Source organism: Cellulomonas sp. P2_F12, assembly GCF_056403775.1.
In genome coordinates this window covers 61,907-80,228 of record NZ_JBFUEV010000001.1, presented here as the reverse complement: position 1 = coordinate 80,228, position 18,322 = coordinate 61,907, and the positions used below count along the sequence as shown (strand labels likewise).

The following is an 18,322-nucleotide window of genomic DNA, read 5'->3' as shown; positions in this document are numbered from 1 at the left end:
CTCGGGCGGGGCGCCACCCGACGTGCGGAGGGAGAAGGCGTCATGGCACGCACGTGGAAAGTCGCGATCTACCTGTTCGACGCGGACGATCCGAGGCACGACACGGGTGTCACGAAGGCGCACGCCGTGCTCACGACCTCGAGCGGGACGACCCTCGACGGCTACGGCCGCGCACGCCGAACGCCCCAAGACGTCGAGGTCCCCGAGATCGGTGAGGAGCTGGCGGCAGCCCGGTCGTTGCGAGACCTGGCCGACCGTCTGCTGCAGGCGACCTCCGACGACATCGAGGCGATCGAGCACGACGACGTGCAGATCGTCCACCTCCGGCCATGAGCCGGAACGTGGTGGTGCTCGGTGCCGGGACCGCCGGCACCATGCTGGTCAACAAGCTCCGGCGGCGGCTGGACGACACCTGGACGATCACGGTCGTCGACCGCGACGACGCGCACGCGTACCAGCCCGGCTTCCTGTTCGTGCCGTTCGGCGGCCCGACGGACGGGCTCGTCCGGTCTCGTCACGCGTTCGTGCACGACGGCGTGGACCTGGTGCTCGAGGCGGTCGACCGGGTGGACGCGTCCGCACGGGAAGTCGTCCTGCTGGACGGCCGCCTGCTCCCCTACGACTACCTCGTGATCGCGTCCGGGACGACGCCCCGGCCCGACCAGACGCCCGGGATGCTCGGCCCGCAGTGGCGGAGGAGCATCTTCGACTTCTACACGCTCGACGGCGCGAAGGCGCTGGCCACGGCGTTGCGGCGGTTCCGCGGTGGGCGCCTCGTGGTCCACGTGACCGACATGCCGATCAAGTGCCCGGTCGCGCCGCTCGAGTTCACGTTCCTGGCCGACGACTGGCTGCGTGAACGCGGGCTGCGCTCGCACACCGACCTCGTGTTCGTGACGCCGCTGGACGGTGCGTTCACCAAGCCGATCGCCTCCGAGCGTCTCGGGTCCATGCTCTCCGACCGCGGCGTCACCGTGGAGCCGGACTTCCTGGTCGAGCACATCGAGGACACGACGCTGGTCTCGTACGACGGACGCGAGATCCCGTTCGACCTGCTCGTGACGGTGCCGTTGCACATGGGGGCCGACTTCGTCACGCGGTCCGGGCTCGGCGACGAGCTGGGGTTCGTGCCGGTGGACAAGCACACGCTGCAGTCGACGGCGGACCCGCGGATCTTCGCGGTCGGCGACGCCTCCGACATCCCCACGTCCAAGGCGGGGTCGGTCGCCCACTTCTCGGTCGACGTGCTGGTCGACAACCTGGTGGAGCTCGCGGCGGGTCGGCCCATGACGCACTCGTTCGACGGCCACGCCAACTGCTTCGTCGAGTCGGGCGACGGCAAGGCGCTCCTGCTCGACTTCAACTACGAGACGCAGCCGCTGCCCGGCACGTTCCCCGCGCCGTACCTCGGGCCGATGAGCCTGCTCAAGGAGAGCCGCGCCAACCACCTCGGGAAGCTCGCGTTCCGCTGGGTCTACTGGAACGTCCTCCTGCCCGGACGCCCCCTGCCGCTCGCACCGGCCATGTCCATGGTCGGCAAGCAAGCCCCCGCCACCACGTCCTAGAGAGAGGTGCGCCATGCCTGTCACGACCCTTGACGGTCACCAGGTCCACGTCGACGAGGAAGGGTTCCTCACCGATCTGTCCGAGTGGGACGACGGCCTCGCCACCGTGCTGGCGACGCAGATCGGCCTCACGCTCACCGACGAGCACCGCGCTGTGCTCGAGTTCCTGCGGGCCGACTTCGCGCAGCGCGGAGAGACCGCGACCCTGCGCCGCGCCTCGGCGGGCAGCGGCGTCGCGGTCAAGGACCTGTTCCGCCTGTTCCCCCAGAAGCCGGCCAAGAAGATGGCGTACGTCGCCGGCCTCCCCAAGCCCGTGGGCTGCGTCTGACCCGGCACGACGACGAGAGGCACTTCGATGACCATCACCGACACCGACACCGCGGTCGTCCCCCAGCTCGGGGGCGAGACGGCATCCGGTCGCAGGCTCGCGATCATCTGCTCCAAGGGCAACCTCGACATGGCCTACCCGGGCTTGATCCTGGCCAACGCGGCACTGGGCGAGGGCGTCGAGACGCACCTGTTCTTCACGTTCTGGGGCCTCGACATCATCACCAAGTCGACGATGGGCGACCTGAAGTTCACCATGCTCGGCAACACCGCCACGCACATGCCGCAGGGCTTGGGCGGCCTGCCCGGGATGACCGCGATGGCCACCTCGAGGCTGAAGAAGGCGATCGCCGACCTGGACGTGCCCGACGTGCCCGAGTTCCTCGAGCAGATCGTCGCGTCGGGCGGGCACCTGTGGGCGTGCCGGCTGTCGGCCGACATGAACCACCTGACGCTCGCCGACCTCGGCGACGACGTCGAGGGCATCATCAGCGCCAGCGACTTCATCGAGAAGACCGACGGCGCCCAGCTGCTGTTCATCTAGCCGGGAGCGGGAGGCCATGCCTCCGAGCCCGTGCCGAGACACGGGACCTGCGGCCCTAGGAGGCGCCTCTGCGCAGGGCAAATCCTGGAGTCCTCGCAGCGACGCGGGGCCCCCGGAGACGGGGTCGGACGGACTGAGGAGTGCACACCATGAACACCATGAAGGCCGGCGTCGTCCGGTCGTTCACCACCGACCTCGACGTGGCGGAGGTGTCGATCCCCACGGTGGGACCGCACGAGGCGCTGGTCCGGGTCGACTTCTCCGGCGTGTGCCACACGGACCTGCACGCTGCCCGCGGTGACTGGCCGGTGAAGCCCACCCCGCCCTTCATCCCCGGGCACGAGGGCGTCGGGCACGTGGTCGCGGTCGGGGACGCCGTGACGCGCGTCGCGGTGGGTGACCTGGTGGGCAACGCCTGGCTGTGGTCGGCGTGCGGCGAGTGCGAGTACTGCGAGACCGGCTGGGAGACCCTGTGCCCGAACCAGCGCAACAGCGGCTACTCGGTCGACGGCTCCTTCGGCCAGTACATGGTCGTCGACGCCCGCTACTGCCCGGTCATCCCCGACGGCGTCGACCCGGCGGGCGCCGCGCCCGTGCTGTGCGCGGGCGTCACCGTCTACAAGGGCCTGAAGATGACCGACACCAAGCCCGGTGAGTGGGTGCTGATCTCCGGCATCGGCGGCCTCGGGCACCTCGCGGTGCAGTACGCGGTCGCGATGGGTCGCCGGGTCGCCGCGATCGACGTCGACGAGACCAAGCTGGCGCTCGCGACCAAGCACGGCGCCGAGGTCGTGGTGAACGCCGCCGTCGAGGCGGACCCGGCCGCGCGGCTCAGCGAGCTCACGGGTGGGGTGCACGGCGCGCTCGTCACCGCCGTGAACGCCCACGCGTTCCCCCAGGCGGTCGGCGCGCTGCGTCGTGGTGGCACGGTCGCCCTGGTGGGGCTTCCCCCGGAGCAGTTCCCGCTGGACATCTTCACCACCGTGCTGTTCGGGCTCACCGTGCGAGGGTCGATCGTCGGCACCCGCAAGGACATGACCGAGGCGCTGGACTTCTACGCCCGCGGCCTGGTCAACCCGACCTACACGGTCCGCCCGCTCGACGACATCAACGCGATCTTCGCCGAGATGCTCCGCGGCGAGATCGACGGACGCATCGTCATGGACATGCGCTGACGGCTCCCCGGCGCGTCGGTGCGATGACTCTTGCGGGCGACTGGTCACGCGTATAGCGTGCTGGTTGTGCATACAGCGCAGAGCGATCTCACCGCTCGCGCCCGGATCCGGGACGCGGCCATCGAATCCTTCGCCCGCGAAGGGTTCGGGGCCTCGTTCCGGACCATCGCCGCGCAGGCCGGCGTCTCTCCCGGCCTGATCACGCACCACTTCGGCCCCAAGGAGGCGTTGCGCGAGGAGTGCGACGCCGAGGTCCTGCGCCGGTACCGCGAGATCAAGACCGACGCCGTCGACCGGCCCAGCTCCCACCTGCTCGACGGGCTCACGCATCCCGGGGCGTCGCCCACCGTGGTCGTCTACCTCCTGCGGGCGATCCACGCCGGCGGACCCGCCGCCCGGATCTTCCTCGACCGGCTCGTCGACGACGCACGCGTCGTCATGAAGCTCGGCGTCGAGAGCGGCCTCGTGCGGCCCTCGCGCGACGAGGAGGCGCGGCTGCGGTACCTCACGTACCAGACCATGGGCGCGATGCTCGTGCGGTTCCTCACCACCGAGCACGCGACCCCCGACGAGTTCGTCGCGTCGATGCGCGCCGCGGACGACGAGTTCATCCTGCCGATCCTCGAGGTCGGCACCGAAGGGTTCCTCGCGGACCGGACCATGCTCGACGACTACCTGCAGTACCTGTGGGAACCGCCGGGCGGCCAGGGCTCCCCCGCCACCTGACCCTCCCGAAGGAAGAAGCACGGCCATGAGCAGCACCGAGAACGCCATCGAGGTCGAGGGCCTCACCAAGAGCTTCGGCCGTGTCCACGCCCTGCGCGGGCTCGACCTGACGGTCCCGTCCGGACAGGTCACCGGGTTCCTCGGCCCCAACGGCGCCGGCAAGTCCACGACCATCCGCGTCCTGCTCGGCCTGATCCGGGCGGACGCGGGCCGGGCCACCGTCCTCGGCGGCGACCCGTGGTCCGACGCCGTCAGACTGCACCGGTCCATCGCGTACGTGCCGGGCGACGTGAACCTGTGGCCGAACCTCACGGGCGGCGAGGCGATCGACATCCTGGTGCGCCTGTCGGCACCGCTCGAGCCGGCGCGCAAGCAGGCCATGCTCGACCGCTTCGAGCTCGACCCGACGAAGAAGGCCAGGGCGTACTCCAAGGGAAACCGGCAGAAGGTGGCGCTCGTCGCGGCGCTGGCCTCGCGGGCCGAGCTGCTCGTGCTCGACGAGCCGACGTCCGGCCTGGACCCGCTGATGGAGGCGGCGTTCACCGAGTCGATCCGGGAGGTGAAGGCCGAGGGCCGGTCCGTGCTGCTGTCCAGCCACATCTTCGCCGAGGTGGAGAGGCTCGCCGACCGGGTGACGATCATCCGCGACGGCGTGACCGTCGAGTCGGGGACCATCGCCGAGCTGCGGCACCTGACGCGCTCGCAGGTGACCGTCGGGATCGACGCGGGCGCCGACCGGCTCGCCGCGCTGCCCGGCGTGCACGACCTGCAGCGGGCCGACGGGCACGTCACGTTCGCCGTCGACGACGCCGAGCTGCCGGCGGTGCTGGCGGCCGTGGCGAGCCTGCGCCCGCGCTCGCTCGTCGCCAACCCGCCGTCGCTGGAGGAGCTGTTCCTGCGCCACTACGGGGACCAGGGCGCCGCGCTCGAGGCCGCCGGGACGGCAGCACCCGAGGCGGCGCGGTCATGACCGCCGTCGCGACCCGCTCCCCAGCGCCGGTCGCTGCGCGGGAGCTGCGGACACCCGCGCACGCGTTCGCCGGCCTTCGCACGGGCGTGCGCCTGGTCGTCCGCCGCAGCCGCGTCCGGCTCGTCGTGTGGGTGTACGTGGTGGTGGGCCTGTTCGCGTACGTCGGCACGTACTACAAGACCCTGTTCGACTCGCAGCAGGCGCTGGACGACTTCGCGGCGCTGAGCAACACGCCGTCGATCCGCGCGCTCACCGGCCTCGCGGCCGCCCCGAACACCCTGGGCGGCGCCGTCTGGACGAAGATCTGGATGACCTGCGCCCTGTCGCTCGCGTTCGGGGTCGTGTTCCTGGTGACCCGCAGCGGCCGCGCGGACGAGGAGCTGGGCCGCACGGAGCTCCTGCGCGCGCGCATGCTCGGCCTGCACGCGTACTCGACCGCGTCGTGGCTGGTCAACGCCGCGCTGTGCCTCGTGTGCGGGGTCGGGGTGGCCGTCTCGTCCATCCTGCTGGGCCTCGACCCGGCCGGTGCCGGCATCACGGGTTCGCTCGTGGTGGGCGCGTCGATCGCCGCCGTCGGCGCCGTCGCGCTCGGCGTCGGGGCCGTCGCCAACCAGGTCGCGACGACGTCGCGCGGGGCCAACACCATCGGGTCGGTGGTGCTCGGCGTCTTCTACGTGCTGCGCATGATCGGCGACCTCGGCGACGGCAGGCTCACGTGGCTCTCGCCGATCGGTTGGGGGCAGGAGATGCAGCCCTGGGGCGCCAACCGCTGGTGGGTGCTCGCGCTGCTGCTCGGCCTGACCGTCGTGCTGCACCTCGTCGCCCTGCGCCTGGAAGCCCGCCGCGACCTCGGTGCCGGGCTCGTCGCCGAGCGCCCGGGTCCCGCCGGCGCGCCCGCCCGCTACGCGTCGCCGCTGGGGCTCGCCCTGCGGCTCCAGCGCGGGCCGGTGATCGGCTGGAGCCTCACCGTCGCCGTGTCGGCGCTGCTGTTCGGGTCCGTCGTCCAGGCGATGACCGACCTGCTCGACGACTCGAGCGCCCAGAGCATCACCGGCGGCACGGGCATCGACCCGCTGGTCGCCCTCCTGGTCGAGCTCGTCGCCCTGATCGTCACCGTGTTCGCCGTGCAGTCCGCCGTGGCCCTGCGCAGCGACGAGGCGTCCGGGATGGCGGAGCTACAGCTGGCCGGCGCGATGTCGCGGTTCCGGTGGGCCGCGGGTCGGCTGGCGATCCCCGTGGTCGGGTCGGCGGTGCTCCTGGTCGTCGGCGGCGCGCTGTTCGGGGGTGCCTACGGGGCGTCGATCGGTGAGCAGGGGCACGCCTGGTCGCTCGCGCTCGCGGCCCTCGCGTACTGGCCGGCGGTCATGGTGCTCGTCGGCGTGGCGGTCGCGCTGTTCGGGTGGCTGCCGCGCGCCGCGGTGGCCGGCACGTGGGCGGTGCTCGGGGCGATGTGGATCGTCGTCATCGCCGGCGACGCGCTCCACCTGCCCGGCTGGGTGCTCGACGCGCTGCCGTTCTCGGCGACGCCGTACCAGCCGGCCGAGCCGTTCACGTGGACGCCCGTGATCATCCTGACGGTCGTCGCTGGCGCGCTCGTCGCGGCCGGGCTCAGCCGCTACGCCCGGCGGGACGTGCAGCCCGCCTGAGCGTGCGGCCACCGCGCGCGGTGGGACAGGATGGACGGGTCCTGCAGGAGTTCTGGCGTGACGACAGAGATGAGCACGGCATGCGTCCCGACATCGTTCCCGGCGCCGTCCTCCCCGACTACGAGCTTCCCGACCACACGGGCGCCGTGCGCAGGCTGAGCGAGATCCAGGGCGACGACCCGATGATCCTGACGCTCGCCCGCGGGCACTACTGCCCGAAGGAGCACCAGCAGCACCTCGACCTCGCCGCGCTGCAGCCCAAGCTCGGCGTGGCGTACACGAAGATCGCCACGATCGCGACGGACGAGCGCCACACGCTGCAGGAGTTCCGCGCGTCCGTGGGCGCGCACTGGCCGTTCCTGTCCGACCCCGGTCGCGTCGTGCAGCGGGATCTCGACATCCAGGAGTACACCGACCCGACGAACGACCCGATGATCCCGCACACGCTCGTGCTCAAGCCGGGGCTCGTGATCCACAGCATCTACAACGGGTACTGGTTCTGGGGCCGGCCCTCCACCGACGACCTCTGGCGCGACCTGCGCGCCGCCTCCAGCGAGTTCCGCCCCGACTGGGACCTGAGCACCCCCGGGCTGCGCGAGGCCTGGGACGCCGGCGACGTCTCGAAGTTCCACGGCTGGGAGCGGTGGTCGCCCGACGAGGTCCGGCGCGCCCGGGGCCTGGACTGACGCGGCCCGGCGCACGATGGCCACGCTCCTGTCGGTGAACGTCGGGCTGCCGGCGGACGTCCCGTGGCGCGGCCGGACCGTGCACACCGGCGTCTGGAAGGGCGCGGTCCCCGGGCCGCGGATGGTCCGACGCCTCAACATCGACGGCGACGGGCAGGGCGACCTCGCCGGGCACGGCGGCGAGCAGCGCGCCGTCCTCGTCTACCAGATCGAGTCCTATCGGCACTGGCAGGAGCACTTCGGGCTGCCCGAGCTCGAGCCGGGAGCGTTCGGCGAGAACTTCACCGTCGAGGGGCTCGCCGACGACGAGGTCTGCATCGGCGACCGGTACCGCATCGGCGAGGCCGAGGTCGAGGTCACCCAGCCGCGGGTCACCTGCTTCCGCGTCGGGATGCGGATGGGACAGCCACAGCTCCCGTCGCTGCTGGTCGCCCACCACCGTCCGGGCTTCTACCTGCGCGTCCTGACCGAGGGGCACGTCGCGGCCGGCGATCCCATCGTGCGGACCAGGCGCGGGCCGCACGCGCTGAGCGTCGCCGACGTCGACGCCCTCCTCTACCTGCCCGGTCACGACCCGGCGCGGCTCGAGATCGCGCTGGACATCCCGGCCCTGAGCCCCGGCTGGCGCGGGTCGTTCCGGAGCATGCTCGCCGGTGGGACCGCGCAGCCCGCCGGAGTCGCCGTCGCGCCGGAGCCGTCGTGGCCGGGCTTCCGCACGCTCACGGTCACCGACGTCGTCGCCGAGACGGCCGCGGTGACGTCGTTCCGGCTCACCGGGGACGGCGGGCTGCCGGAGTTCGTGCCCGGCCAGTTCCTCAGCCTGCGCGTGCGCGGTGCGGGCGACCCGGCGCCGGTGCGCACGTACTCGCTGTCGGGCGACCCGGACGGCGGCGACTACCGGATCAGCGTGAAGAGCGAGTCCGACGGGGTGGTCAGCTCGCGCCTGAGCGAGCTCCTGCACCGGGGGGACCGGATCGAGGTCGCGGCACCGCGGGGCGGCTTCGTGCTCGACGACGGCACCGGACCGGTCCTGCTCGTCTCCGCGGGCATCGGGCTGACCCCCGTGCTCGCGATGCTGCACCGGCTCGCGAGCGAACCCAGCGCCCGCGAGGTGTGGTGGATCCACACGACCCACGACGAGCGCAGCCACGCCTTCGCCGCCGAGGCCGCGGACCTGCTCGCCCGCCTGCCGGCGGCACACGGTCTCGTGTACTACACGACGCCGAGCGGCCCGCTTCCCTCCGGGGTCCGTGCGGGACGGCTCACCGCGGAGGTGGTCGCCGGCCTGGGCCTGCCGACCGACGCGCAGGCGTACGTCTGCGGCCCCGAGTCGTTCATGGACGACGTCGTCGCCGCCCTGGCCACGGCGGGCCTCGACCCGGCCCACGTCCACACCGAACGCTTCGGCTCGCGCTCCCCGATCAACCCCGGGGTCGTACGGGCCGACGCGCCGCCGCCCCACCAGCCGCCCGGGCCGCTCGGCACGGGTCCGCAGGTGACCTTCGCGCGCTCCGGCCTCTCGGCCGGCTGGTCGGAGGGCTACGACTCCGTGCTCGAGCTGGCGGAAGCGTGCGACGTGCCCACCCAGTGGTCGTGCCGCACGGGGGTCTGCCACACGTGCGTGACGGCCGTGCTGTCCGGGTCGGCGTCGTACGGGACGCCGCCGCTCGAGCCGCCCGGCGCCGACGAGCTGCTCATCTGCTCGGCACGCCCCACGACGGACCTCGTCCTCGACCTGTGACGGTCAGCGGACGAGCTGCTGACCGCCGTCGATGTCGTACGTCCCCCCGGTCAGGGCGGTGTTGGCCATGACGTGCACCGCCAGCGCCGCGACGTCGTCCGGCCCGACCACCCGACCGATCGGCAAGGTCGCGCGCAGCTCGTCGCGGCGCTCGTCGAGCCTGTCGCCCAGCAGCGACGCCGACAGGGGCGTGTCGACGAAGCCCGCGGCGATGAGGTTGACCCGCACCGGGGCGATCTCGATCGCGAGGTTCGCCGCGAGGACGGGCAGCGCCGCGGTCATCGCCGCGGTGATCCCCAGGCCGACCCCCGGCCGCCGGGCACCGGTGCCGCCCATGAACAGCAGGGTCCCTCCCGGGCGGATCCTGCCGGCGGTGTAGCGGGCCACGCCGAGCATCACCATCGGGTGCTCGGCGATGGCGCGGCGCACGTCCTCGAAGTCCATGTCGACCAGCGGCGCGTAGTAGGGAGCACCGGCGGTCACCATGACGTGGTCGATCGGCGCGTCGAGCCCGTCGAAGAACCCCTCCAGGGCGGCGAGGTCGTTCGCGTCGAACGCGGCGACGCTTCGCGCACCGACCTCGTCGGCGGCGCTCCGGAGCCGGTCGGGATCGCGGGCCGTCAGGATCACGTCGGCCCCCTCGGCGCGCGCGCGCCGGGCCGTCGCCAACCCGATGCCCGCGCTCCCGCCGACGACGACGACCGTCTGCCCTGCCAGCGCCGGCTCGCGAGCCGCCGGGCTCATCGGGCGATCTCGCCGCGCAGGGCCTTCAGCGCGGAGACGTAGATCTCCGAGAAGGTCGGGAACGGCTGGATCGTGTCGGCCAGCACCTCGAGGGGCACGTGGGCGCGGATGGCCAGCGTGGCCTGCTGCAGCCACTCGCCCGCCTCCGGTCCGAGCGCGTAGGCGCCGGTCAGCCGCTCACCGTCGCTGACGAGCGTGAGGAACCCGTTGCTGTCGGCGTAGGCGCGCGTGTAGGTCGACGTCTTCGCCACCCCGGACACCGGGACGGTCGCCTGGAAGCGGTCGTCCGCGATGCCCACCGCCGCCGCCTGCGGGTCGGTGTACGTCACCCGCGGGACGGCCTCGTAGCTGGCGGCCCGTCGCTCCCCCAGGATGTTCGCCGCGACCACGTCGCCCTGGTACTTGCCGACGTGCGTCAGCGGCCAGAGCCCGGTCACGTCGCCGATCGCCCACAGCCCGTCGGCGACGCGCATGTGCTCGTCGACGGGCACGCCCTTGTCGTCCGGCTCGATGCCGACGGTCTCGAGGCCGAGGTCGTGCACGCGCGGGCGCCGTCCCGTGGCGACGAGCAGCTTGTCGCCCCGCAGCTCGCGCCCGTCGTCGAGCTCGAGCACGTAGTCGTCCCCGTCGTGCCGGGCGCGGGCCACACCGGCCCCCAGGACGAGCTCGACGCCCTCGCCCCGCAGCACCTCGCCCAGCGCCTTGCCCAGGGGCGCGGGCTCCCGCCCGAGCACGTGCGCGGACCGGTCGACCAGGACCACCTCGCCCCCGAGCCGGCGGACCACCTGCGCAATCTCCACCCCGACCGGGCCGCCGCCCATGATGAGCAGGCGGCGCGGGACCGCCGTCATGGAGGTGGCCTCGCGGCTGGTCCAGAGGCCGTCCAGCTCACGCAGCCCGGGCACCGGCGGCACGATCGGCGAGGCGCCGTTGGCGAGCACGATGTGGTCGGCGGTGTGCCGGACGCCGTCGACCTCCACGGCACCGGGTCCGACGAGCCGGCCGTCGCCCCGCAGCAGGTCGATGCCGTTGTCCGCGAGCCACGTCACCTGACCGGCGTCGGAGTAGTCGGAGACCTGGAAGTTGCGCCAGGCGAAGACGGCCTCGAGGTCGATGTCCGCCGTCGCCGCGGCCTCGCGTGCCGCATGGACCGCCTCGCCGGGCCGCAGCAGGGTCTTCGACGGGATGCACGCCCAGTAGGAGCACTCCCCGCCCACGAGCTCCCGCTCGACGACGGCCACGCGCAGGCCGCCCTCGGCCAGCGCGCCCGCGCAGTGCTCACCGGGCGAGCCGCCGCCGAGGACGATGACGTCGTAGTCGGCGCTCATGTCGGCAGCTCGTCGCCGGCGCGCTCGCGGACCATGTACAGCGCGTACCAGTCGGGCCAGTCCGCGTCCGCCTCGCCCGTGCGTGCTTCGTGCTCGCCGTGTGCCGCCGCCGCGCGCCGCAGGGCGTCGGCCAGATCGCTCACGGACTCGTAGCGCGTGTCCATCGGGCTCATCCCCTCAGCGGCCGGGAAGGCGGGTCTTGATCTCCTGGAGCAGCCACCCGTTGCCGTCCGGGTCGCTGAACGCGACGAACGAGCCGTAGTCCGCGTGGCCCGGCGCCGCGCCGCTCTCCCGCCCCGCGGTGCCGGCGTGATGGAAGATGCCGGTCACGTCGTGGAACGGCTCGCTGACCTCGACGCCCCGCTGGACCAGGTCGGCGCGCGCCGCGTCGATGTCGTAGACGGACAGCTGCAGGCCCTCGAACGAGCCGGGCGCGGCGTTCGTCAGGCCCGTGCCGAAGATGATCGAGCAGGCCGACCCGGGCGGCGTGAGCTGCACGACCCGGTAGCCGTCGTCGACCGCGAGGTCGGCGTCGAGCCGCCAGCCCAGCGACTCGTAGAACGCCTTCGCCCGGTCGACGTCCGCGACCGGGACGACCACGACCTCGAGCCGGAACTGGCCCGGCTCCACGGGCGGGCTCCCGGCGGTGCTGGCACTGCTCGCCTCGCTGCTGGTCATCTCCGGGCTCCTTCGCGTCGGCCGCATCCGCGCGAGGTCCAGCCCCACGGGAGGGAGAGGTGAGTTGCTCGTGACACACGATGCTCCCGGCCGTCAGGACCGTCAAGGTCCCGCCCGAGGGCTGTCGTCAGGACCCGTCGAGGGTGCAAGGTGACGACATGCCGTGGTTCCCGGAGTTCGTCTCCGCCGCCGAGCTCGCCCGCCGGCAGGCCAGACAAGAGGGTCACACCGATCCCGTCGCGCAGTACCTGCAGGCCCTCGACACCGGTGACGCTCGCGGCCTGGAGCTCGTGTGGCCCGGCGACGTGGTGGTCCACGACCCCCGAGCCGGCAAGGTGCACGGGCACGCCCAGCTCAAGAAGTTCGTCCGCCGCAACACCTCGTGGCTCGCCGACCACCGCGCTCACGTCGAGACGGTGGCGGCGACGACCGTCGGGCCGCGGGCCGTCGTGGAGATCCTGGCCCGCGTCGAGGACGACGCGGGGCGTGCCGCGGACTGGCCCGTCGCCGTCGTCGCCGAGTCGCCGGACGAGCGTTCGGTGATCTTCCGCAGCTACTGCAGCCAGTGGCCGGTCGACGGCCGACGGCACGTCCGGCCGCCCGTCCTGCCGGCGAGCCGCGAGGCGCTCACCGGTGTCGTCGGCCGCTTCCACACTGCGTTGGCCGGCGGCGACGTCGACGCCGTGATGGCCGAGCTCGCCGACGACGCCTACCTCCGCGAGTCCTTCGGGCCGCACGGCACCCACCGCGGGAGCGACGAGCTGCGCGCGTACTTCACGACGAGCCTCGGCGCGGGCGGGGGCATCGAGCTCGAGCACTGCACCGTGACCGACGACGGCGAACGGTGCGCGGTCGAGTACAACTGCGTCCGCTGGGGCGACCGCGACCTCCCCGCGCAGGCGGGGGTCGCGGTCTACGAGCGGGACGCGGACGACCGGCTGACCGCGGTGCGCCTGTACGACGACATCGACCCTCCGGCGGGAGACGGCTGACCGGCGTGCCCTTCAGCCGGTCCGAGCTCGAGTCGTTCCGCGGCGCGAGCCTGCCCGACCTCCTCGGGGACGCCACGAGGCTGCTCTTCGTCGGCATCAACCCCGGCCTGCGCGCGGTCGCCGTCGGGGCCCACTTCGGGGGCGGCGGGAGCAACCGGTTCTATCCCGCGATCTACCGGGCGGGCATCGTCGACCGGCCGATCGACGCCTCCGCCGGCCTGCGCCCCGAGGACCTCGCGCACCTCCGCGACCGCGGGGTCGGCATCACCTCGCTCGTGCCGGGGGCGTCGGCACGCGCGGACGAGCTCAGCACGGACCAGCTGGTCGACGGAGCCCGTGCGCTCGCCGACCGCGTCGGCAGGATCGCTCCCGCCGCGGTGGCGATGCTCGGGATCACCGCCTACCGGACGGCGTTCGCGGCGCCGTCGGCGACCGTCGGTCGACAGCCGGACCACCTGGGCGCCGGCATCGAGGTGTGGGTGGTGCCGAACCCCAGCGGTCTGAACCGGAACGCCACGCTCGCCGACCTGGCCGCCGCGTACCGCGAGGTCGCCGTCGCCGCGGGGATCACGCCGTTCTCTCAGCCGAGGTAGGGGTCGGCCCACGCGCTGATGATGCGTGCCGCGCGCTGCGCCTGGGTGCCCTGCGTGAGGAGGTGGTCGGCGCCCTCGAGCGACACGAAGCTGCGGGGGTGCCTCGCGGCCCGGAAGATGTCGCTGGCGTTGCCGATGCCGACGGTGTTGTCGGTGGGTGAGTGCAGGACGACCAGCGCCTTGCGCAGCGTGCGGATCCGCTCGTGCAGGTCCACGGCGCGCACGTCCTCGATGAAGTGCCGCCGCAGGGTGAGGGCCTTCCCGCCGATGAGGAACGGCGCTTCCCCGTCCGCGAGGATCCGCTCGATGAGCGCGTCGTAGGTGTGCTCGACGTGCGCGGGGCTGTACGGGGCGCCGATGCTGGCCACGGCACGCACCGACTCGGTCAGGTGCGCGGCGGCGATGACCGCGGACCCCCCGAACGAGTGCCCGACCAGGAGCTGGACCTGACGGCCGGACCCGTCCATGAACCGCACCGCGCGGGCCGTGTCCTCGACCTTCACGGAGAAGGAGCCGTCGCCCCAGTCCCCCTCGGAGCCGCCGAGCCCGAGGTTGTCGAAGCGCAGCATCCCGATGCCCTCGGCGGCGAGCTGCTTGCAGATGCGGCTCGCGGCCGGCGAGTCCTTGCCGAGGGTGAACCCGTGCGCGAAGACGCCCCACCCGCGGACGGGTCCCTCGGGGAGATCGACGATCCCGGCCAGCCGCGGCCCGGTCGAGCTCGCGAACCAGACCCGCTCGGCCATCTGGGCGTCCCTCCTGTGGGCGTGGACTCGCGAGCCCAGCAGACCACAGTCCGCGGCGCCCTGGCCTCAGTAGCCGGCGCGCGCGGTCCCGTCCGTGCCGACGAACCGGGCGACCAGCGCCTCCGACCCGCGGGCGAGCAGCGCGACGTCGGCGCCGACCAGCACGAACGACGCGCCGGCCGCGAGGTAGGAGTCGGCGACGGCCGGGTCGAACGCGTTGACGCCGACGGGGACGCCGGCACCGCGCACGGCCTCGAACGCGCGCAGCACTGCCGCGACGACGTCCGGGTGGGTCTGCTGCCCGAGCAGGCCCATCGAGGCGGCCAGGTCGGACGGGCCGACGAACACGCCGTCGACACCGTCGACCGCGGCGATCTGCGCGGCGGCCTCGACACCGTCGAGCGTCTCGACCTGCACGAACAGCGCGACGTGCTCGTCGGCGTCCGCGAGGTAGCCGTCGATGCGGTTCCAGCGTGCCGACCGAGCCAGCGCGGAGCCGACCCCGCGCCGGCCGCGCGGCGGGTAGCGCACCGCCTCGACCGCGGCACGGGCGTCCTCGACCGACGACACCATCGGCACGAGCACGTTCTGCGCGCCGAGATCCAGCACCTGCTTGAGGGTCACGGCATCGTTCGACGGCACGCGGACCACGGGCGTGGCCGGGTAGGCGGCGACGGCCTGCAGCTGCGCGAGCACCGACTCGAGGCTGTTCGGGCCGTGCTCCATGTCGATGAGCAGCCAGTCCAGCCCGGCGTCCGCGCAGATCTCGGCCACGAGGGGGCTGCCGCTGGACACCCACATGCCGGCGAGCGGACGGTCGGCCCGAGCCAGAGCGGCCCGGAACGTCGGGCTCAGAGGAAGCGGCACGAGATCGTCCCCATCGGTCCGTAGTCGCACAGGATGCTGTCGCCGCGGGACACCCAGACCGGGCGCGTGAAGGACCCCGCGAGGATGATCTCGCCCGCCTGCAGGCTCGCCCCGTGCTGGTGGAGCTTGTTCGCGAGCCAGGCGACGCCCGTGGCGGGGTGGTTGAGCACGCCGGCGGCGACGCCGGTCTCCTCGATGGTCTCGTTGCGGTAGAGCAGCGCGGAGACCCAGCGCAGGTCGACCTGGTCGGGCGCCATCGGCCGACCGCCCAGCACCATGCCGCCGTACGCGGCGTTGTCGGCGATCGTGTCGACGATCGTGCGGCCCTCGAGCTCGATGTGCGAGTTCAGGATCTCGAGCGCGGGCGTCACGTACTCCGTCGCGCGCAGCACGTCGAACACCGTGCAGTGCGGGCCCTCGAGCGGCGCCGACAGGACGAACGCGAGCTCCACCTCGATGCGCACGTTCGAGAAGGCGTCGAAGGGGATGATCGAGCCGTTCTCCCAGACCGTGTCGTCGAACATCACGCCGTAGTCGGGCTCCGTGATGCCGGTGGCCTGCTGCATGGCCCTCGATGTCAGCCCGATCTTGCGCCCGACCAGCCGCCGGCCGGCGGCGAGGTTCCTGTCGCGCCACACGCCCTGGATGGCGTACGAGTCCTCGACCGTGGCGTCCGGGTAGCGGGCCGTGATGCGCGGGACGAGGCCGCGCGAGCGCTCCGCGCCGGACAGCTCCTCGGCGATCGCGCTGATCGTCTCGGTGCTCAGCATGCTGGCTCCTTCGTCGTCACAGGACCGGCAGGCCGAGCGTCTCGTCGGGGTGCTCGTGCTCGAGGAAGGCGGCGAGCGTGCCCATCCGGTGGCGGCGGACCGCGTGCTCGATCTCCGAGAGCGGCGCGCCGCGCTCGATGAGCACGAGGATCTCCTCGTGCTCCCGCACCGACTCGCGCGCACGCCCGGGCACGAACGCGAAGATCGAGTCGCGCATGTGGGCCAGGCGGACCCACTCGCTGTCGACGATCTCGAGCAGCCGCGGGTTGGCGCACTGCGAGTACAGGATGTGGTGGAACTCCTGGTTGAGCGCCGAGAACGCGCGGGGGTCGAACCGCTCGAGCGAGCGAGTCATCACCTCGTTCACGGCCCGCGCCCGGCGCAGGTCGTCCGCCGTGAGGTTCCGCGCGGCGAGCGCGGTGGCCGCGCTCTCGACGATGCCGATGGCCTGCATGGCGAAGCGGTACTGGGTGTCGTCGACCATCGACACGCGAGCGCCGACGTTGCGCTCGAACGTGACCAGCCCCTCGGCCTCGAGCTGACGGACGGCCTCGCGGACCGGCACGACGCTCATGTCGAGCTCGTTCGCGATGGTCCCGAGGACCAGCCGGTACCCGGGCGTGAAGTCCTGCTGCGCGATGCGTTCCTTGATCCAGAGGTACGCGGTCTGCGACTTGCTCAGGCCGGTCGCCACCTTCACCTCGCCGAGCGCCACGCCTCGTACCTCGCTCTCCACTCGGCATCCATCGGGAACAGGCCCTTGATCGGGTTGCCCTCCGCGACGCGCTGGGCGACCCACGCGTCCTCGTCCTCCTGGGCCAGGGCGGCGTCGACGACCTCCTCGGCGAGGCCCGGCGGGAGCACGATGACGCCGTCGGCGTCGCCGACGACGATGTCGCCCGGCTGGATCGTGGTGCCGCCGCACGCGACGGTGACGTCGGACTCCCACGGCACGTGCTTGCGACCGAGCACGGCGGGGTGGTTCCCGGCCGACCACACGGGGATGCCGACGGCGGCGACGGCGTCGGCGTCGCGCACTCCCCCGTCCGTGACGATGCCGGCGGCGCCGCGCGCGTGGGCCCGCAGGGCCAGCACGTCGCCGAGAGTGCCCGAACCGGTCTCTCCGCGGGCCTCGATCACGAGGACCTCGCCCGGTCCGACCGAGTCGAACGCACGCTTCTGCGCGTTGTAGCCGCCGCCGTGCTGCTCGAAGAGGTCCTCCCGGTTCGGCACGAACCTCAGGGTCCTGGCGGTGCCGACGAGCTTCGCGCCGGGGTGCACCGGTCGCACGCCGTCGACCGAGACGTTGTTCAGCCCGCGCCTGCGCAGCTGCGCGGACAGCCCGGCGACGGGGGCGCGCAGCAGCTTCTCGCGCAGCTCGGGTGTCAGTCCCTCCGGGGGCAGCCCGGCGGCGTCGCGGGAGCCCCACGCCTCGGTGCGCTGGAGGTCGTCGACGGCGGGCAGCGAGCCGAGCGCACCGTCGAACGGCACATCGCCCGAGGTGACCGTCGTGACCAGGCGCCCCGTGGTCGGGGCACCGGCGCCGGTGGGGGCGTCGACCTCGATCTCGACGACGTCCCCGGGGACGAGGACGCTCGAGCCCGCGGGCGTGCCCGTGAGGATCACGTCGCCGACCTCGAGCGTCAGGTGCTGCGAGAGGTCGGCGACGACCTGGGCCAGGGGGAACAGCAGGCCGGCGGTCGTGTCGTCCTGCACCAGCCGCCCGTTCACCCACGACCGGACCCGCAGCGCGCCGGGGTCGACGGCACGCGCGTCCAGGAGACCCGGGCCGATCGGCGTGAAACCGTCGCCGCCCTTGGAACGGAGGTTGGAGCCGCGGTCGTTGGCGCGCAGGTCGTACAGCCCGAGGTCGTTCGCCGCGGTGACCCAGCCGACGTGGCCCCAGGCCTCGTCGAGCCCGACCCGCCGGGCCGGCGTGCCGATGACCAGCGCGATCTCGCCCTCGAACGCGAGCAGCTCGGTGCCGGCCGGGCGCTCGACCACTCCCCCGGACGCCGCGACCGAGCTGGACGGCTTGAGGAAGTACGACGGGTCGGCCGGCCTGCGACCGCGCTGGTCGGCGCGCGAGGCGTAGCTGAGGTGGACCGCGACGATCTTGCCGGGGCGACGGGGCAGGGCCCCGAACCGCGGGTCCGCGCCCTCGTCCGTCGTCATCGACCCTCTCCTGGCGTCACGTCGCGGATCATATACGATCATCGACGGCGCG

The 18,322-nt window shown here is 73.0% G+C and carries 21 protein-coding genes; 12 read left to right on the top strand and 9 right to left on the bottom strand.

All coding sequences use genetic code 11. From position 1 onward, the window contains the following. Positions 1 to 42 precede the first annotated feature (42 nt). From AC1DWH_RS00365 to AC1DWH_RS00320, 10 genes are all read left to right on the top strand, one after another. Positions 43 to 333 (top strand): DUF1876 domain-containing protein, encoded by a 291-nt coding sequence (locus tag AC1DWH_RS00365; protein WP_477091992.1) that lies wholly within the window; start codon positions 43 to 45, stop codon positions 331 to 333. Next, positions 330 to 1,565, top strand: coding sequence for a type III sulfide quinone reductase, selenoprotein subtype (gene sqr, locus AC1DWH_RS00360; protein ID WP_477091991.1), 1,236 nt, complete (start codon positions 330 to 332; stop codon positions 1,563 to 1,565). The genes AC1DWH_RS00365 and sqr overlap by 4 nt, the downstream gene beginning before the upstream one ends. 13 nt (positions 1,566 to 1,578) lie before the next feature. Further along, positions 1,579 to 1,893, top strand: coding sequence for a TusE/DsrC/DsvC family sulfur relay protein (locus tag AC1DWH_RS00355; RefSeq protein WP_477091990.1), 315 nt, complete (start codon positions 1,579 to 1,581; stop codon positions 1,891 to 1,893). Between the two features lie 27 nt (positions 1,894 to 1,920). Next, positions 1,921 to 2,436, top strand: a complete 516-nt coding sequence (locus tag AC1DWH_RS00350) for a DsrE/DsrF/DrsH-like family protein (protein WP_477091989.1) — start codon at positions 1,921 to 1,923, stop codon at positions 2,434 to 2,436. Positions 2,437 to 2,585: 149 nt separating this feature from the next. Continuing rightward, the gene (gene adhP / locus AC1DWH_RS00345; protein WP_477091988.1) at positions 2,586 to 3,611 is read left to right on the top strand and encodes an alcohol dehydrogenase AdhP; all 1,026 of its coding nucleotides are present in this window, start codon (positions 2,586 to 2,588) and stop codon (positions 3,609 to 3,611) included. A gap of 66 nt (positions 3,612 to 3,677) precedes the next feature. Then, complete coding sequence (locus tag AC1DWH_RS00340) at positions 3,678 to 4,337, top strand: TetR/AcrR family transcriptional regulator (RefSeq protein ID WP_456844169.1); 660 nt, start codon at positions 3,678 to 3,680, stop codon at positions 4,335 to 4,337. Between the two features lie 25 nt (positions 4,338 to 4,362). Then, positions 4,363 to 5,307: an ABC transporter ATP-binding protein gene (locus AC1DWH_RS00335; protein ID WP_477091987.1), complete on the top strand. Its 945-nt coding sequence runs from the start codon at positions 4,363 to 4,365 to the stop codon at positions 5,305 to 5,307. Beyond that, positions 5,304 to 6,953: an ABC transporter permease gene (locus AC1DWH_RS00330; RefSeq protein ID WP_477091986.1), complete on the top strand. Its 1,650-nt coding sequence runs from the start codon at positions 5,304 to 5,306 to the stop codon at positions 6,951 to 6,953. The genes AC1DWH_RS00335 and AC1DWH_RS00330 overlap by 4 nt, the downstream gene beginning before the upstream one ends. 80 nt (positions 6,954 to 7,033) lie before the next feature. Next, positions 7,034 to 7,639: a redoxin domain-containing protein gene (locus AC1DWH_RS00325; protein ID WP_477091985.1), complete on the top strand. Its 606-nt coding sequence runs from the start codon at positions 7,034 to 7,036 to the stop codon at positions 7,637 to 7,639. 34 nt (positions 7,640 to 7,673) lie between these two features. Further along, positions 7,674 to 9,380: an MOSC domain-containing protein gene (locus AC1DWH_RS00320; RefSeq protein WP_477091984.1), complete on the top strand. Its 1,707-nt coding sequence runs from the start codon at positions 7,674 to 7,676 to the stop codon at positions 9,378 to 9,380. A 3-nt stretch (positions 9,381 to 9,383) separates the two neighbouring features. Here AC1DWH_RS00320 and AC1DWH_RS00315 read toward each other — a convergent pair whose 3' ends face one another. Genes AC1DWH_RS00315 through AC1DWH_RS00300 form a run of 4 tightly spaced genes read right to left on the bottom strand, consistent with a single transcriptional unit; the run spans position 9,384 to position 12,130 of the window. After that, on the bottom strand, positions 9,384 to 10,124 hold the full coding sequence (locus tag AC1DWH_RS00315) for an SDR family oxidoreductase (protein WP_477091983.1): 741 nt from the start codon (positions 10,122 to 10,124) through the stop codon (positions 9,384 to 9,386). Further along, on the bottom strand, positions 10,121 to 11,452 hold the full coding sequence (locus AC1DWH_RS00310) for a dihydrolipoyl dehydrogenase family protein (RefSeq protein ID WP_477091982.1): 1,332 nt from the start codon (positions 11,450 to 11,452) through the stop codon (positions 10,121 to 10,123). The genes AC1DWH_RS00315 and AC1DWH_RS00310 overlap by 4 nt, the downstream gene beginning before the upstream one ends. Beyond that, entirely contained in the window at positions 11,449 to 11,616 is a 168-nt protein-coding gene (locus tag AC1DWH_RS00305) for a hypothetical protein (RefSeq protein ID WP_456844176.1), read from the bottom strand. Before AC1DWH_RS00305 ends, AC1DWH_RS00310 begins: the two co-directional genes overlap by 4 nt. A 13-nt stretch (positions 11,617 to 11,629) precedes the next feature. Continuing rightward, positions 11,630 to 12,130 (bottom strand): VOC family protein, encoded by a 501-nt coding sequence (locus AC1DWH_RS00300; protein WP_456844177.1) that lies wholly within the window; start codon positions 12,128 to 12,130, stop codon positions 11,630 to 11,632. A gap of 158 nt (positions 12,131 to 12,288) precedes the next feature. Between AC1DWH_RS00300 and AC1DWH_RS00295 the strand changes: the two genes are divergently transcribed. Together AC1DWH_RS00295 and AC1DWH_RS00290 are read left to right on the top strand one after the other, a co-directional pair. Beyond that, positions 12,289 to 13,122 (top strand): nuclear transport factor 2 family protein, encoded by an 834-nt coding sequence (locus AC1DWH_RS00295; RefSeq protein WP_477091981.1) that lies wholly within the window; start codon positions 12,289 to 12,291, stop codon positions 13,120 to 13,122. A 5-nt stretch (positions 13,123 to 13,127) separates the two neighbouring features. Next, the gene (locus tag AC1DWH_RS00290; RefSeq protein ID WP_477091980.1) at positions 13,128 to 13,715 is read left to right on the top strand and encodes a mismatch-specific DNA-glycosylase; all 588 of its coding nucleotides are present in this window, start codon (positions 13,128 to 13,130) and stop codon (positions 13,713 to 13,715) included. Here the strand turns inward: AC1DWH_RS00290 and AC1DWH_RS00285 are convergent. The 5 genes from AC1DWH_RS00285 to AC1DWH_RS00265 form a co-directional block, all read right to left on the bottom strand. Next, positions 13,703 to 14,458 (bottom strand): alpha/beta hydrolase family protein, encoded by a 756-nt coding sequence (locus tag AC1DWH_RS00285; protein WP_477091979.1) that lies wholly within the window; start codon positions 14,456 to 14,458, stop codon positions 13,703 to 13,705. The two genes, AC1DWH_RS00290 and AC1DWH_RS00285, sit on opposite strands and share 13 nt — an antisense overlap. Before the next feature lie 66 nt (positions 14,459 to 14,524). Beyond that, positions 14,525 to 15,325: an HpcH/HpaI aldolase family protein gene (locus AC1DWH_RS00280; RefSeq protein ID WP_477091978.1), complete on the bottom strand. Its 801-nt coding sequence runs from the start codon at positions 15,323 to 15,325 to the stop codon at positions 14,525 to 14,527. Then, positions 15,310 to 16,095 (bottom strand): 2-oxo-hept-4-ene-1,7-dioate hydratase, encoded by a 786-nt coding sequence (gene hpaH / locus AC1DWH_RS00275; protein ID WP_456844182.1) that lies wholly within the window; start codon positions 16,093 to 16,095, stop codon positions 15,310 to 15,312. The genes AC1DWH_RS00280 and hpaH overlap by 16 nt, the downstream gene beginning before the upstream one ends. Before the next feature lie 16 nt (positions 16,096 to 16,111). Beyond that, positions 16,112 to 16,810, bottom strand: a complete 699-nt coding sequence (locus AC1DWH_RS00270) for a GntR family transcriptional regulator (protein WP_477091977.1) — start codon at positions 16,808 to 16,810, stop codon at positions 16,112 to 16,114. Then, a complete protein-coding gene (locus AC1DWH_RS00265) occupies positions 16,792 to 18,270 on the bottom strand; it encodes a fumarylacetoacetate hydrolase family protein (protein ID WP_477091976.1) in 1,479 nt (492 codons plus the stop codon). Before AC1DWH_RS00265 ends, AC1DWH_RS00270 begins: the two co-directional genes overlap by 19 nt. Positions 18,271 to 18,322 lie beyond the last annotated feature (52 nt).